The following is a 16,123-nucleotide window of genomic DNA, read 5'->3' on the forward strand; positions in this document are numbered from 1 at the left end:
AGAATCCTACATATGATTTGAAGTACTGACTGAACAATTCGCTGGGATTCAACCAGTACTTCAGATAATTTCCAGTTTATCAAAAATTAACTTTTAGATTGATTTTGGAGTGTATAGCTATGTTCGTTGAGCTTTGTTATTTCCAGCTGTATATCTTCTGCTAACCCAAGTTGAGTTGCTGCGTCCTTGCCCAATTTAAGGACATGGAATCCGCGTCCACGGTAGGTGAAGTTACCTTCATATTCGTTGGAACCAATAATGATCCGTAGTTTTTGTGATTTTGCTGGAAATAGAGGCTTAAAATCTTTCGTAATTCTGATTTGCGATTTTTTAACATCATCTGCTGTAATCTTATTTCCAGCTGCCGGAAACGACATCCGATTGGGAGGATCGTTTTGCGCTACGCTTTCTATTGTTTGCTGTTCCTCTTTCTGCTGAAATGCCGTGGTTTCTTTTCCTGAATTTTCCACTGTCGCGGTATCCTGACGCTTTTTATCTTGACGACCTTTTTTTCGTGTATTCTGATTTTGAGGTTTTGCCGCAATTTCCGCTGTTTCTGCAGCTGTGTTTGATGTGGTTTTTTGAACCTCAGATGCCGGGGCAGGCGCGATGGCAGATAGCGGCCGTTTGATGATATTTCGAATGTAATAATGTTTTATCCTCGATTTGTCCGTATTACGCTCTTCGATTTCAAAATCTTCTGTATAAGCTTTAAAAAGATGGGACATCTTGTCGTAACCATAATTTCGCGCATCGAAATCCGGTTTCCTTTTATTGAAAAGACTTCCGATCTCCCCTAAAAATGCCCATCCATTTTCATCAGCTGTGTCATCAACAGTGTCTTTTAATAACTCCAGCGTCTCTTCATCAAGCACTGCTATACTTGTCGGATTGTCTACAGGTACAGGCTTGGGTTGATTCTGCTGTTTTTTCTTTGCATTAGGTTCCTTCTTTGGATTCTTCTCAAAGATCTCTACATAAATAAATTTGTCACAGGAAGCAATAAAAGGTTTCGGTGTTTTTTTCTCTCCAATACCAATCACTAATTTCCCCGATTCTCTTAAACGAGTCGCCAGTCTGGTAAAATCACTGTCACTCGAGACAATACAGAAGCCATCTACTCTGTCAGAGTGCAGAATGTCCATCGCGTCAATAATAAGCGCTGAATCGGTGGAGTTTTTGCCTTGTGTATAGCTATATTGCTGAATGGGAGTTATGGCATGGGTGAGGAGCTTATCCTTCCATTTTTCAACATAAGGATTGGTCCAGTCACCGTAGATCCTTTTGATCGTAGGTATACCGTATCGTTTGACTTCGTTCAGAATCTCTTCGATCTTTCGATAGGAAACATTATCAGCATCGATTAATATTGCGATTTGTAAATCCCCATGTTCTGCCATATGTGTCTAAGTTATATTTCGGATATATTTTTACGAATTATGTTGCAAATAGGATTCTCCCATTGTTAAACATCCGGTTAAAAATACACTATTGTTGAAGAACTAATGAATTTTTTAAGAATTTAATTTAAATGATGATTTCTGAAAGTCACGATATTGAGGGATTTGCCATTAGTTCTAGGGATAATATTGATAGAAGGTCCTGATCTAGAAAATCAGAATATAGATTAAAAAATGGAGGAATAAAAAAAGGTTTTCAAACGGGGAGAATGAAAACCTTAAATAACCAATTATAAACCTAAATTATGATGTAACAAAGATAGTGTGTATTTTACACATATGCAAATATTGTCTGTTTTTTTTTGAGTTGCCCTGTGTTTTTTGTGGCTAAAGAACTACAAGTCTCTTTTTACGATGTTGCTAATGCTCAATAAAAGCAGAAGGTCGATATCCCATGACTGTATAAAAGCTGTTTGTAAAAGCCTGTATACTTTGGTATCCTACTTTATAGGCTATTTGGGATATTGTTAGTTGACCTATACTTAATAACTCAAGACTTTTGATGATCCGAAGCAATTGTTGGTATTTTACCAGTGTCATTCCTGTTTCCTTCTTAAATAACCGCTCGATCGTGCGCAAGGAAAGATTGGATAGCGATGCAATTTCTTCCATCTTGATGGGGTGGGTATAGCGGTCGTGCAGATGATTTAAGACGGTTTGTAATCTATTTTCACTGGGCAGCGTAATTTCGAGGTGTACTAGCCGGGAACCGAAAGCGGGAAGTTCGTTAAGGAGCGCCCGGAGGAAAATTTTTTCATGTTCATCTTCTTCCATCAATTTTGACCATTTTTCGGCATAAAGGATCATTTCGCGCAAAACCTTGGGGGCGGCGAAGATTTGTACCTTATCGAAAAATGGATCTTCTTGTTCGATATCAAAAAAGAGGATCATCAACTTGATGCATTCGGAATGCGAATTAGTCTTATGTAAAGCATTTGAGGGGACCCAGGCCACATGATTCTGGGGTAGCAGGTACATTTTTCCTTCTACAGTGAGATACTGGAAACCTTGTTCTACATAAATCAGCTGTCCTTTACGATGGGCATGCAGCGCATCGTCGTGAACCCAATTTTCTTCAAACCAGACAAAATTAGATTTTTTTATATTCTCAATTGTTTCAATATGATTGGAACAGCTCATGTCGTTGTAAGTTAAATCAATGGCAAATTTAATTAAATATCTGAATATATCTTTGCAACAGAATCCCTTATTGGTATGACATGATGAGGGAATGGGTCCTATCTAGGAGAATGGATTTCATTTGTTGGATATGGGACTTTAGCAAAAGGTAAATAATTTCTATGAATAATAATATGCAAAAATCAAATACCGTTTCGTGGAGGATCTTGCCCGTATTAGTCGTGATTTTGGTTTCTACGAATCTAAGATCACCGATTACGGCTGTAGGTCCAGTTTTGGGTCAGATCAGTGACTATCTTAGGTTGGATAGCTTTCAGAGCAGTCTATTGACTGCGATTCCTCTTTTTATGTTTGCAAGTTGCTCGGTCGGCGTAAGTAAGTATTCCCATGTTCAAGGGATGCATCGTTTTTTGCTGTTTGGATTGATTGTTCTTGCTATGGGAATATTGATCAGGGTATGGGGGAGCGCAGCCTCTTTATTTGCCGGTTCCGTTATGATTGGCTTGGGGATTTGCGTCGGAAATGTAGTGGCTCCAGGTTATATTAAGACCAGCTTTCCCAACCATATTGGGCTAATGACTGGTGTTTTTGCTGTCGCCATGAATTTGACGGCGGCCTTTGCTTCAGGCTTTAGTCTACGTCTCGGGGAGTGGACTGGCTTCGGATGGCGAGGTTCTTTAGGTGTATGGGTGATATTGGCCGTTTTATCAATCATTGCTGTCTTCTTTGATCGGCCACGTGGAGGGGATACTATGCTTCCTGAGCAGAAAGAGCAGGCGCAGACCGGCATTGGGCATATATTTAAGTCAAGGTTGGCCTGGTATATCAGTATATTTATGGGGATTCAGTCCTTGGTTTATTATAGTTTAATATCCTGGTTGCCGAAGGTCTTGATCGATTATGGAATGGCAGCTAGAGATACCGGTTGGTTGTTGTTTTTAATCCAGATTGCAATGATTCCCATTCTTTTTGTCGGGCCCATTATCGCAAATCGGATGAAAGATCAGCGGCTGATGGCTGTAGCTGTTGCCCTGGGTATGTTGGGAAGCATTCTGATCTTCTTCTTATACAAACTGCAGGGAGTCTATATTGCAGCAATACTATTGGGGCTTTCCAACGGCCTGTCTTTTAGTCTTTCCATTCTCTTTTTTAGTTTGAGAGCAAGATCAACCGCGAATGCAATTAAAATTTCGGGGATGGCCCAATCTGTCGGGTATTTGATTGCTGCATTTGGTCCGCCAATTTTTGGAAGGCTGCACGAAGTAGATCCATCATGGAACTACTCCTTCTATTTTCTTGCAGCCAGTATTATTGTACTATTATTAACTGGGATAAAAGCGGCGGAAGATAAATTCGTGGCGGAATCGTAATTGTATAAAATGGTATTCACTAAATAATAACAGGCCCGTTATGCTGAAATAACGGGCCTGCTTTCTATAAGAGTGGCTTAACAGTGAATTTTGGTATGAACCCTGTCAACCAGCTTCACCTATGCTTAATTTTTTAAGATATCAAATTCGATATAAGTCGCATTATTAACGTCGTGAAAAATGCGTTGTGTTGCTTTACGAAAATCGTTTTTTGTTGCTGTATAGGGCTCCATAAACACTTGGGGATTTCGTTCCGCCAAAGGGAACCAGGAATTCTGCACCTGGATCATGATACGGTGTCCTTTTTTAAAGGTGTGTGCGACATCAGGCATAACAAAATCAATTTTTTCCACGAGTCCAGGCGTCAAGGGCTGAGGTTTGTCAAAACCATTTCTGTATTTTCCAGCCATGATTTCCCCTCGGACCATCATCTGATACCCCGCCATTGTTTTCCCTTCAAAACTGGGGGCATCATTTGGATAGACATCAATAAGTTTAACCACATAGTCCGCATCCGTACCTGTTGAAGAGACCCTGAGGAAGTTTTTGATCGGTCCCACAATGGTGATATCCGCTGTCAGGGGAGCTGTTTGATAGACCATGACATCGGGACGATTGGCCGCAAAGCGTTGATCATCGACCATGTATTCGCGTGTACGGGTCTGGATGACTCCGCCTTGGTGTGGAACGGGTTTGTTGGGATCTGTTACATATTCATCCCAAGAGTCGGTACGTTGAACTTTCTCAAAGCCGAGCTTGCCCTGTGGCTGAAAATAGAGTTTTTTTGTCTCCACATTTTTTGGAGGCCATTGTTCAAATTGTTTCCATTCATTGCTTCCGGAAATAAAAACATTGGCCTCGGCAGCAGTGAAGTTACCTTCTTCTTTTAAATAATGACTGAAAAACGGCTGCTCAAATTTTTCCTGATAGGTGATACTTGTTTTTTTCTCAAATTGAATATCGCCTAGGTAATCTCCTGCTGCACGTACCCATCCGCCATGGTACCAAGGGCCTGCAACCAAAATTGAATTGTTTGTCTTACTCTTTTCCTCGATAGACTGATACGTCTTAAACGTTCCGTAGGCATCTTCGGCATCGAAAAAACCCCCAACAACCATGACCGCAGGTTTGACATCCTGTAGATAATTGGTGATGACACGGGTTTTCCAAAAATCATCGTAGTTCGGATGCTTAAAGAGGTTATTCCAGAATTGGACCGAATCGCCAAAGTATTTTTCTTTAAGCTCTTTGGCGGTTCCTGCCTCGAGGAAAAAATTATACTTATCGACCTCATTGACCTGGATGTTACTTTTGAATTGATCGGGTGTGATCGGCTTGGGGCGTGGTACACCAAATGTAGACATAAAAGTGAAAGCATCTTGCAGGAATAATACACCATTGTGGTGAAAATCATCTCCTATAAACCAATCGGTTACTGGAGCTTGTGGTGAAACAGCCTTAAGGCTGGGATGGGTTTTTATCAATCCTACCGTGGAGTAGAAACCTGGATAGGAAATCCCGTATAGGCCTGCTTTTCCATTGTAATTTTTTACATTTTTCTGTAGCCATTCTAAGGCGTCATAAGTATCCGTGCTTTCGTCAATTGCTTTTTTATCCTTACTGAGTGTTGTGGGCCGGACATCTTCAAAATCGCCTTCACTCATCCATTTCCCCCGGACATCCTGATAGACAAAGATATAGCCGTCCCGCATCATTGCAGGGAAATTGCCCAGGCTCTTTTTATACATGTTTTGGCCATAGGGACCTACCGTATAAGGAGTTCGGTTCAACAAAATTGGATATTTCTTTGATTTATCTTTGGGGCTGTAGATCACAGTAAACAATTTCTTGCCGTCTCGCATCGGAATCGTTACTTCGGTTTTCTCATAATGATCCCGAACATAAGCGGAATCTACAGCAGTCTGGGCATGGAGCTGGCTTCCAGTCAACAAAGCGAAAGCCAGAAACGAAATTGTAGTTTTCATCAAAATAAATATTTAGGAATGTTGATTTTTCATGGTTTACATAAACTTATTGCACTCGTTTAACCTTAACTCATGATGGTTTCATCAATTATCAGCCTAAAGGTAACGCTCCCGAAATCATTTTCCAATTTTATTGTCATTTTTATAACGAATAGAAAAAGAAAAATTGACCAATTTTTTAGTAAGAATAACTTTTTTTGAATTGTATTTGGATTAGTTTTTTAATGTTAATATATTGAGTAAAATTAGTTATGATTATATTTTATTTTTTAAGGTGTGGTCAAAAGGCTTAAATTTCAATGAGATGGGTGATATTTTATTGGAGTATAAATGCGTTTCATTTTATTTCTTTTATCTTCGAATAAGCTAAAAAAAATCAATTGTCACGATTTTATAAATAAAGTATAGTGGGATATGAAATATGTTTTTTTAAGCTAATTTTAAGAATTATTTTATCATAAAACATCAATTAAATAACAAATTAAGTATATAGAATTAATATGGGACAACAAGTGAAAGATGCCAATGGTAAATTGGGTATTCTTATTCCGGGATTGGGTGCTGTGGCTACAACATTGATCGCTGGTGTGGCATCTATAAACAAAGGTTTTTCGAAACCGATCGGATCTGTTTCTCAATTGAGCAGAATCCGTCTAGGTAAGCGCACAGAGAATAGAAATCCGTTAATTAAGGATTTCGTCCCTTTGGCAAAATTAGAAGATGTCGTTTTTGGTGGGTGGGATGTATATGAAGATAACGTATATGAAGCTGCTTCAAAAGCCCAGGTATTGGAACAAGGTCAATTAGATGCTGTAAAAGCTGAATTGGAAGCAATTCAACCGATGAAGGCAGTATTTGATCGGAATTTTGTTAAAAATTTGGACGGTACACACATCAAAACAGAAAAAACACGTCGTGAGCTGGCCGATGCAGTACAACGCGATATCCGTGAATTTAAAGAAAAAAACGGATTAGACCGTGTGGTATTGGTATGGTGTGGTTCTACCGAACGCTATATCGAGACAAACGAAGCTTTCTCAACAATTGCAAAATTAGAGGAGGCATTGGATAATGACGATCAACGCATTCCACCAAGCATGATCTATTGTTATGCGGCGATAAAAGAAGGTGCTCCTTATGTGAATGGTGCTCCGAACTTAACCTGTGATGTTCCTGCGATCGTTGAATTGGCACATGAATATGGCGTTGCAATCGCTGGAAAGGATTTCAAAACAGGTCAGACGTTAATGAAAACAATTGTTGCACCTGGTCTTCAGGCGAGAGCACTTGGTGTAGAAGGCTGGTTCTCAACAAACATTTTGGGTAACCGCGATGGATTGGTATTGGATGATCCGGAAAACTTCAAAACAAAAGAAGTTTCTAAATTATCGGTATTGGAAGAAATCCTAGATGCGAAAAAGAATCCTGAACTGTATGGTGATTTATACCATAAGGTACGTATCAATTACTACCCGCCTCATGGTGACAACAAAGAATCTTGGGATAACATCGATATATTTGGTTGGTTAGGTTACAAAATGCAGATCAAGATCAATTTCTTATGCCGTGATTCAATTTTAGCTGCTCCGGTAGCGTTGGATTTGGCGTTATTTATTGACTTGGCTCAACGCGCTGGTATGTCAGGCATCCAGGAATGGTTATCATTCTACCTGAAATCTCCGCAAACGGCACCAGGTTTACCTCCTGAGCATGATATTTTCAAACAATTAATGAAGTTGCAAAATACTTTGCGCCATATTATGGGTGAAGATTTGATTACGCATCTGGGATTGGATTATTACCAGGAGTTAGTCGACAGTATTCAATAAATTACCTTTACAAAAAGGGGAAAAATTGCTTTAGGTAGTTCTTCCCCTTTTTCTTCAGGACAATTCGTGCGTGAACTTTCCTTGCCCCTTTGATTGGATTAGGGAGAGGGAATGTGAGAATTGTCCAAAAATACCCCTTTGTAAATTTTTGCGTTTGCAAACGCTAAGCTTGTAATGGGGTTTTATTTTTTTAATGAATGATTTTATTTTGCAATTAGAAGGAATGGAATTTGCTATCATTGCGGCGGGAGAAGGATCTCGATTGCGAAAAGAAGGTTTTAATTTGCCTAAACCCCTGCTACCTTTACATGGTGTTCCATTAATTGAACGATTGATTCGAGTGTTTGCGAAAGAGGGAGCGCAGCGAGTACATGTTATTATCAATAGGCAATCACCTGAATTGAAAAGATTTTTGACGGATACAACGTTCGAAGTTCCTATTGTTTTGATGGAGGAGGATACGGCGAGTTCCCTGCATAGTTTTGCCTTACTGGTCGAAAATAATCCTGACTGGACTTCCTGTTGTCTGACAACCACAGATACTGTTTTTAAACCCCATGAATTTCACGAATACCTAACAGCTTTCCAGCAAAAAGAAGATGTGGACGCTTTTATGGCTGTTACACCGTTTGTAGATGACGAGAGCCCCCTTTATGTCAATACAGATCAGGATCTCCATGTCGAGGCTTTTTTAGATCAGGCTACGGCGGAAACGAAATTTGTTTCTGGAGGTATTTACTGCTTTCGCAAAGCAGCAATGGGCAGTGCATTACATTCCGTTGCGGCTGGAAATTCCAGAATGCGTAACTTTCAGCGTGCGCTTTTGGAAAATGATTTGCATGTTGAAGCATTTGTATTTGAAAAAGTAGTAGATATCGACCACTTGAAAGACCGAGCCGTAGCGGAACAGTTTTTGAGTGGGGAAGTTAGTTAGTAAAATGAGCGAAATGATTTCTATTTTAGGCGTGACGCGTAAAAACCGCTTTTCTCCCAATCATGTGGGGAACGATGCTGCAATATTTAACGAAGTTGTGCTAAAATTGACCGAGCGAGGTGCGTCTGTCGAGGTTTGTAATGAGGATGAGTTCTTAGTACTTGATTCTATCAAACAGGAAAACGTGCTAACAATGGGTAGAACAAAGACCTTGGTTAAGAAGTTGCAATATCTTCAAAATAATGGTGTTAACGTATTGAATTCAGGTTTCGGTATTGAAAACTGTTTTCGAAAAAATATGACACTCAAGTTGTTAGAAGGAGGAGTTCCTTACCCGAAGAGTATCGTGATTTCAACAGTCGCAGATATACAGTCTATTTTTGAAAAACTCAAAGGAAAGGGTGTCTGGATCAAACGTGGCGATTTCCATGCCATCCATAAGGAGGACGTTACTTTTGCTGCGAGTCTCAAAGAAGCACAGCATATTCTCAATGAATATGCGCTTCGGGGAATTAAGGAGGCCGTTATCTCCGAGCATTTGGGTGGAGACCTATTAAAGTTTTACGCGGTTAGGGATACCGATTTCTTTTTCTACTTTTATCCCTATGAACATAATCACCACAAGTATGAGTTGTATGAGCAAATTAACGATGAAGTTGTGCATTTTCCATTTGATTTAGCTAAATTAAAGCAAATGGCCAATCGTGCTGCGGAAGTACTTGATGTTCATATCTATGGGGGTGATGTGATTATTGATGCAAATGGCGGTTTTCATATTATCGATCTAAATGATTGGCCAAGTTTTGCACCTTGTCGCGCAGAAGCAGCCGATGCTATTGCACAAATGGTTTACCATAAATTTACTGAAAAGAACCACAATGCAGAGAGAACAAGTTAATGTAATCGAAGAAGAGAATTTGAGTGCATTCGAACAATCTTTAAAATCCAACGATACCGAAGAAAAAATAGATATCTGGTTTTATAGGCCGATTGGTTATCGTATTGCACAGGTATGTGCTAAAATCGGGATTACACCCAATGCTGTGACGATTATAAGTATTTTCTTTGGTGTTGCGGCAGGAATTTTATTTTATTACGAAGAGCTATGGATTAATGTGATCGGAATGCTGTTGTTGGTCTTCGCTAATTCGTTGGATAGCGCAGACGGACAATTGGCGCGCATGACGGATAATAAGAGCCGTTTCGGCCGTATTTTGGATGGCTTTGCAGGTGATTTTTGGTTTGCCTCCATCCATATCGCCATTTGTTTGCGCAGTATCAATGAAGGCTGGTCGAATTGGTTATGGGTATTTTGTATTCTTGCAGGGGTATCTCATATGTTACAGTCTGCCATGGCGGACTATTACCGGAATGTCCACCTCTATTTTATCAAAGGTAAGGCTGGCAGTGAATTGGATAATACACGTGATTTGAAAGTTGACTATGACGCCTTATCTTGGCGTAAAAACTTTTTCAGCAAATTTGTACTGAATGGTTATATGGGGTATACTCGAAATCAGGAAAAGTTATCGCCAAAATTGCAGCAGTTACTGCATATTGTCAAATCCCGTTACAAGGATGATTTACCGAAACAATTAATGGTAGATTTCAGATTAAAAAATAAACCATTAATGAAATACACCAATATTGTGCAGTTCAATACGCGGGTAATTTTTCTCTTTGTTTGGTTATTTATAGGTCAACCCTGGATTTACTTCTTCTTTGATATGTTTGTCTTAAATCCGATATTAATCTATATGTGTAATAGACAGGAAAAGGTAAGTGGTTATTTTGTTGATAAATTAACAAAGGATCCAACCTATGGGGAGTAAAATCTATAAAGTGCTCTTTATGCTGATTGGTATAGGTACTTTGGCCTATATGATTCATGCGATGGGAGTTCAGGAGATTTGGACGAATCTAGCGAAAATTGGTTGGTGGTTTTTGCCGGTATTGGGTAGTTGGGCTGTTCTTTATTGGATGAATGCCATGGCTTTTAAAGCGATTATTCAAGAACCGCAATTACCGCAGACCGATGTTCCTTTCTGGAAAGTATTGCAATTGACCGTGTCAGGTTATGCTATTAATTACATTACACCATTTGTAGCCTTGGGAGGGGAGCCTTACCGCATTATGGAACTGAAGAACTATGTTGGCGGTTCAAAGGCCGGTTCATCTGTGCTGCTCTATGGTGTGATGCATATTCTATCCCATATTTTATTCTGGGTGGTATCCGTTTTTCTGATCTTATGGTTTGTGCCCGCAAGTACGTTGGTCAATGTTGCCTGTGCTGTAATTTTTGTTATGGCCATTGTATGTACCTGGTTGTTTACGAAATTCTATAAAAAGGGAATTACAGTTTCCCTATTAAGCGCCCTTTCGCGATTGCCCTTGGTTGGAAAGAAAATCAATAATCTGCTGGAATCAAAATTTGAAACCCTAAATGATGTCGACCAACAAGTAAAGAATTTATTTCAAAACCGTAGAGACCGATTTTATAAGTCTCTTTTTTGGGAATTTGTAGCTCGGGTGGTGGGATGTTTGGAGATCTATTTTATTGGCCTGGCATTGGATATCAACATCGATTTTATTGATGCCATGATTATTAGTTCGGGGTCTTCATTATTTGCAAATCTGGTCTTTTTCTTTCCTATGCAGCTGGGAACACGGGAGGGCGGTTTAGCGATGGCTGTGATGAGCATAGGCTTGCCGGCTTCTGTTGGTATCTTTATGGGGATCGTGACACGGATCCGTGAGATCGTCTGGATTATGATTGGTTTAGGTTGGATGAGTTTAGTTAAAAAGAAATAATAATGGATAAGTTTATAGTTAAAGGGATTATTTTTGATTATGGCGGCACATTAGATACGAACGGAGGACATTGGGGAGCCGTGATATGGTCCGGTTATGAAAAATATCAAGTCCCTGTCAATCTAACTTCTTTTCAAGAAGCATATGCCTACGCCGAACGTCAAATGGCCATTCAGCCAATTATTAAACCGGAGTTTAATTTCCTACAGGTACTTGAAGCTAAACTTAAGGTGCAATTTGAATATCTCATTGCTGCGGGTTATGATCTGGATATGCAATTGGCTGATAAAATCGCATTTGACGGTTATTCACTTGCCAAAGATACTGTTGGACAAGTGAAGCCATTATTGAAGATTCTTGCTAATCAATATCCTATAGTGATGGTTTCCAACTTTTATGGAAATCTAAAAGCTGTGTTGGCTGATTTCGGAATTTTATCCTATTTTAAAACGGTTGTCGAGTCAGCATTAGTGGGCGTACGTAAGCCGGATCCGGCGATTTATGCATTAGGCGTGGAGGCCATGGGCTTACCTGCTGCTGAAATTTTAGTTGTGGGAGATTCCTATAGTAAGGATATGGCTCCAGCAAAGGCTGTTGGCTGTCAGACACTTTGGCTGAAAGGACAAACCTGGGGTGAAGATAAGCTACAGGATACCTCTGCTGCAGACAAACAATTTAATACCATCTTTGATCTCCGCGATTTTGTTTAATCAGGGTTTTGACGAAATTCTTTAGGCGAGATACCTATATTTCGCTTAAAGAATTTTCCAAAAAAAGACTGGTCGGAGAAATGTAACTGCTTTGCAATTTCTTGAATCGGAAAGCCCTGACGGAGCAATGATTTAGCCTCTTCCATCAAAACATTTTGTATCAATGCTATCGCTGATCTTCCGGTCAGTTCTTTTGTGATTACCGAGAGGTGTTTTGGTGTAATTCCTAGCGATGAAGCATAAAACTGTACCCTATGTTCCCGACGGAAGGATTGTTTTAGTAAGAGATAGAAATTGGCCAATAGTTCTCTTTTTCGCGAAGGTATCACAGGAATATTTTTGATATGTTGACTTGCCAGGCGTGCAATCTCACAAAACAATACTTCAGTCAGGGATTTTATAATCTGTGGTTTGAATAGATAATCTCCACCTTGTCGGTCATAATGGATAAATTGTTTAAACAGGTTGGAAAGATTTGTGGCATCTTGTTTTGAAAGGGAAAAGATGTGACTGTTATTCAACGCGAGTGACTTTTTAGTAATGTCAAAAAAGTCCTTTTGAAGTTCCAATTTGAACGTAAAATCTATACTAAAGAAAATAAGATAGACCTCACAGTCCCACGATTTGGCGACAGAGCCAGCATTAACTTTCGAGGAAGGATGAGTCAATAGCAGATGATGTTGTCCGACCTGTACCCGTTCGTCATTTATTATAAAGGAAGTTTCCCCCTTTTTTATGAGACAGAGGGAATAGAGGCTGTTGTTTGCCAATACCTGTTGCTGCTGAGGGCTGAAGACCGGTTTGGACTTGTTTCCCTTGATATGAAAAACGAAAAAATCTTTATTGTCAATGTGTTTATCGATGGAGGACATGTTTATTTTACAATAAAATCAAAATAGGTTTTACGATAGGGTTCATCCTTTAGGGTATAGTGCCACCATTCCTTATCGTAAGCCTTAAATCCAAATTTAGCCATAGCCTCACGTAATATCCTACGATTTTCCTTTTGTTTTGCTGTTAATTTGGTATAGTCATGATGTGAGACTGCTCCAAAGAAATCAAAGGCCCCCCCCATATCCATTTCTTTATGATTTTTAAGATCGATCAAGGTTAAATCGACGGTACTCCCGCGACTATGTCCTGATTTGCTGGCAATGAAGCCAAGTTTGAACAAGTTTTTTTTATCCAGATCCGGATAAAATTCACGCTTGGCTATTGTGTCCTGAGTGGCCAGTGACCATGCTTTAAAATCATCAACTGCACGTTGCGGTCTATAAGCATCAAAGATCTTTAATGCTAGCCCCTGATTGTTGAGATATTGTTCAACTTGCTGTAAGGCTAATGCGGCACGCTTGGTCAGGATTGCAACAGGTTTTTCGTACCCACGGATAGCCCTTCCAGTAAAATTATGACTTCCAAAATAACGCATATCAAGCGTAATTGTAGGGATGACTTCTTTTACATAGACAAAGTTGGATGGCATTTTTTGCTGGGCTTTTACTTGGAAAGCAAAAGAAACAAGACCAATTGATAGACAGAAGTTGAGTTTCATGGGATGAAGATACAACTTTAGATTCTCAATTTTAACATGTAGCGATGCATTAAAAGCAGATTGTAAATATATATTGGAATCAATAGACCAAGTCTCAGGTATTGAAGTCCTGAGGCTCGGCAGAAATGATGTTAATGGTCTGTTATTTTTCTTTTTAAATAGTTGTAGATTTCGATCTGTGAGCGACAAGGAGCCTTTTTATTTTCAACATAGTGGTTGCTCAGGGAGTTATTCAGGATACGCGCTTTTACATTGTCTGTTAGCTGGATATAAAGCATCTCCTTTAGATCTTCCTTGATCTTTTTACTCGTAATTTTTACTGCAGCTTCAATGCGATGATCTAGATTTCGGGTCATCCAATCCGCTGAAGAAATATACATTAATTCCTTTCCAGCATTGTAAAAATACATGACCCGAGCATGTTCCAGATATTCATCTACAATGGAAATCGCATTCATTGGGGATTTAAATGTTTTCTGGTTCGTTGCACAATAAATACCACGGATAATAAGATCTATTTTGACCCCTGCTGTTGCCGCATCATAGAGTTTTTTAATCATATCTTTATCACTCAAGGAGTTTACTTTGACAATGATGGATGCTTTGCGACCAGCTTTTGCCTCTGCTATTTCCAGATCGATGAAATGTAGTAATTCCCTACGCATATCAATTGGACAGATCAATAAGCTTTTGCAGTGTTTGATCATTTCTGCAGGGTCTGATTTCGGTCGTCTAAGGTAATTGAAAACTTTATTAATATCTGCAATGACATCTCTATTGCTCGTTAGTAAACAATAATCCCCATATAATTTCGCCGTTTTTTCGTTGATATTACCGGTGCTGACGAAGCCGTATTGAACTGTTTTTGTGCCAGTCCTTTTTTTGATGACACATAATTTGGCATGTACTTTTTTATTTGGAATCCCAGTAAGTACCTTGATGCCTTCCAATTCCAGTTTTTCTTTCCAATCCAGGTTATTTTCCTCGTCAAATCGTGCCCGTAGTTCAAGCATGACGGTTACTTCCTTGCCATTTCGGGCCGCGTTTATTAATGCATTGGCAATTTTGGAATTCGAAGCTAAGCGGTATGCAGTAATCTGTATTGTTTTTACATCTGGATCCATCGCAGCTTCACGTAAAAGGTCAATGATGGGACGAAACTCATGATAAGGGAAGGAGAGAAGAACATCCTTTTTCAAAACAGTATCGGTAACCCGTTCGTAATTTTGAAAATAAGGGTGTGGAAATGAGGTTCTTTCCTGCGGTTGGTGGTATGATTTGAACACATTTGGGAAGTCCATAAAATGTTTAAAATTATGGATCTTCTGTCCGGGTATGATACTGTCTTTTTTTGAAAGGTTCAGTTTTTTGATCAGAAATTCCACGAGTTTTTGATCCATCTCCTGGTCAAAAACAAAGCGGGTGGGTTTACCTTTTCGTCTATTTTTGACTCCTTTACTGATTTTTTCCACCAATGTTGTATTGATGTCGTTATCGATATCAAATTCTGCGTCTTTGGTGACTTTAAATACATGCGCATGGAATACATCGAAGCCGAAATAAGAAAATATCAATGGAAGATTGAACTTAATGACATCTTCTAGCAGAATAATATGTTTTTCATCCTTCGGTGAAGGCAATTGGACAAATCGTCCATTTTGGCTCGTTGGGATTTCAATTAGCGCAAACTTAGTTTCGTATTGCCATTCGCTTTTTCCCATCGAGATACCCAAATAGAGACTTTTGTCGCGGATATAGGGCATTGGACGGACATCATCTAGAATCAGCGGGATGACATTCGATTCCACATCGTCCTGATAATATTCACTGACAAACTGCTGTTGCTCCGGGCTAAGCTCCTCACTTGCTTTGATAAAGACATTTTGCTTGGCCATATCTTTTTGGATCCGATTCCAGGTATTATCAAATTTCTTTTGCTGTTTGATCACCCGGATATTGAGTTCTTCTAAAATCAATTGTGGATCTTCATAGAAAGATTGATTGGCACTTTTATCCTTTAGGTCGATCGCGCGTTTGAGACCGGCCACACGGACACGAAAAAACTCATCCAGGTTATTGGAAAATATACCTAAAAATTTGATTCTTAGCGGCAAAGGTACAGTCTCATCTGCAGCCTCTTGTAATACTCTGCCATTAAAGCTCAACCAGCTAACATCTCTAGGAATAAATTTTTTCGCCATAGCTAAATATACATAAATTTAAAAAGCAAAACTATAGCTCTTGCTGTGATAAACGAACTTTTTAGTGTTAAAGAATTATTAATTTATTTTTTCTTCATCTATGTGAAAAAAATACCCCAAAAAATGAACAA

13 protein-coding genes are annotated in these 16,123 nt (G+C 39.3%); 7 read left to right on the plus strand and 6 right to left on the minus strand.

Going from position 1 to position 16,123, the window contains the following annotated elements:
- Positions 1-86: 86 nt before the first annotated feature.
- Entirely contained in the window at positions 87-1,400 is a 1,314-nt protein-coding gene (locus ABDW32_RS01145; RefSeq protein ID WP_343558701.1) for an NYN domain-containing protein, read from the minus strand.
- A gap of 420 nt (positions 1,401-1,820) precedes the next feature.
- Positions 1,821-2,600 (minus strand): AraC family transcriptional regulator, encoded by a 780-nt coding sequence (locus ABDW32_RS01150; RefSeq protein ID WP_343558702.1) that lies wholly within the window; start codon positions 2,598-2,600, stop codon positions 1,821-1,823.
- A 161-nt stretch (positions 2,601-2,761) separates the two neighbouring features.
- On the opposite strand from ABDW32_RS01150, the gene ABDW32_RS01155 reads away from it, so the two are divergent.
- Positions 2,762-3,970, plus strand: a complete 1,209-nt coding sequence (locus ABDW32_RS01155; protein ID WP_343558703.1) for an MFS transporter — start codon at positions 2,762-2,764, stop codon at positions 3,968-3,970.
- 125 nt (positions 3,971-4,095) lie between these two features.
- On the opposite strand, the gene ABDW32_RS01160 is transcribed toward ABDW32_RS01155, so the two are convergent.
- A complete protein-coding gene (locus ABDW32_RS01160; RefSeq protein WP_343558704.1) occupies positions 4,096-5,955 on the minus strand; it encodes a CocE/NonD family hydrolase in 1,860 nt (619 codons plus the stop codon).
- A gap of 500 nt (positions 5,956-6,455) precedes the next feature.
- On the opposite strand from ABDW32_RS01160, the gene ABDW32_RS01165 reads away from it, so the two are divergent.
- The 6 genes from ABDW32_RS01165 (at position 6,456) to ABDW32_RS01190 (ending at position 12,239) form a co-directional block, all read left to right on the plus strand.
- Entirely contained in the window at positions 6,456-7,784 is a 1,329-nt protein-coding gene (locus tag ABDW32_RS01165) for an inositol-3-phosphate synthase (protein WP_343558705.1), read from the plus strand.
- Positions 7,785-7,977: 193 nt separating this feature from the next.
- Positions 7,978-8,718 carry an NTP transferase domain-containing protein gene (locus ABDW32_RS01170; protein ID WP_343558706.1) on the plus strand — a complete coding sequence of 247 codons (741 nt, stop codon included), beginning with the start codon at positions 7,978-7,980 and terminating at the stop codon, positions 8,716-8,718.
- Positions 8,719-8,731: 13 nt separating this feature from the next.
- Positions 8,732-9,616 (plus strand): hypothetical protein, encoded by an 885-nt coding sequence (locus ABDW32_RS01175; RefSeq protein WP_343558707.1) that lies wholly within the window; start codon positions 8,732-8,734, stop codon positions 9,614-9,616.
- Positions 9,597-10,550: a CDP-alcohol phosphatidyltransferase family protein gene (locus ABDW32_RS01180; protein WP_343558708.1), complete on the plus strand. Its 954-nt coding sequence runs from the start codon at positions 9,597-9,599 to the stop codon at positions 10,548-10,550. Before ABDW32_RS01175 ends, ABDW32_RS01180 begins: the two co-directional genes overlap by 20 nt.
- Positions 10,540-11,529 (plus strand): lysylphosphatidylglycerol synthase transmembrane domain-containing protein, encoded by a 990-nt coding sequence (locus tag ABDW32_RS01185; protein WP_343558709.1) that lies wholly within the window; start codon positions 10,540-10,542, stop codon positions 11,527-11,529. Before ABDW32_RS01180 ends, ABDW32_RS01185 begins: the two co-directional genes overlap by 11 nt.
- 2 nt (positions 11,530-11,531) lie before the next feature.
- On the plus strand, positions 11,532-12,239 hold the full coding sequence (locus ABDW32_RS01190) for an HAD family hydrolase (protein ID WP_343558710.1): 708 nt from the start codon (positions 11,532-11,534) through the stop codon (positions 12,237-12,239).
- Here ABDW32_RS01190 and ABDW32_RS01195 read toward each other — a convergent pair.
- From ABDW32_RS01195 to ppk1, 3 genes are all read right to left on the minus strand, one after another.
- Positions 12,236-13,111, minus strand: a complete 876-nt coding sequence (locus ABDW32_RS01195; RefSeq protein WP_343558711.1) for a helix-turn-helix domain-containing protein — start codon at positions 13,109-13,111, stop codon at positions 12,236-12,238. The two genes, ABDW32_RS01190 and ABDW32_RS01195, sit on opposite strands and share 4 nt — an antisense overlap.
- Before the next feature lie 2 nt (positions 13,112-13,113).
- A complete protein-coding gene (locus tag ABDW32_RS01200) occupies positions 13,114-13,791 on the minus strand; it encodes a M15 family metallopeptidase (RefSeq protein ID WP_343558712.1) in 678 nt (225 codons plus the stop codon).
- A gap of 131 nt (positions 13,792-13,922) precedes the next feature.
- Positions 13,923-15,992 carry a polyphosphate kinase 1 gene (ppk1, locus tag ABDW32_RS01205; protein WP_343558713.1) on the minus strand — a complete coding sequence of 690 codons (2,070 nt, stop codon included), beginning with the start codon at positions 15,990-15,992 and terminating at the stop codon, positions 13,923-13,925.
- Between the last annotated feature and the right edge of the window lie 131 nt (positions 15,993-16,123).

The sequence above is a fragment of the Sphingobacterium sp. genome (genome assembly GCF_039596235.1).
Taxonomy (GTDB): Bacteria; Bacteroidota; Bacteroidia; order Sphingobacteriales; family Sphingobacteriaceae; genus Sphingobacterium.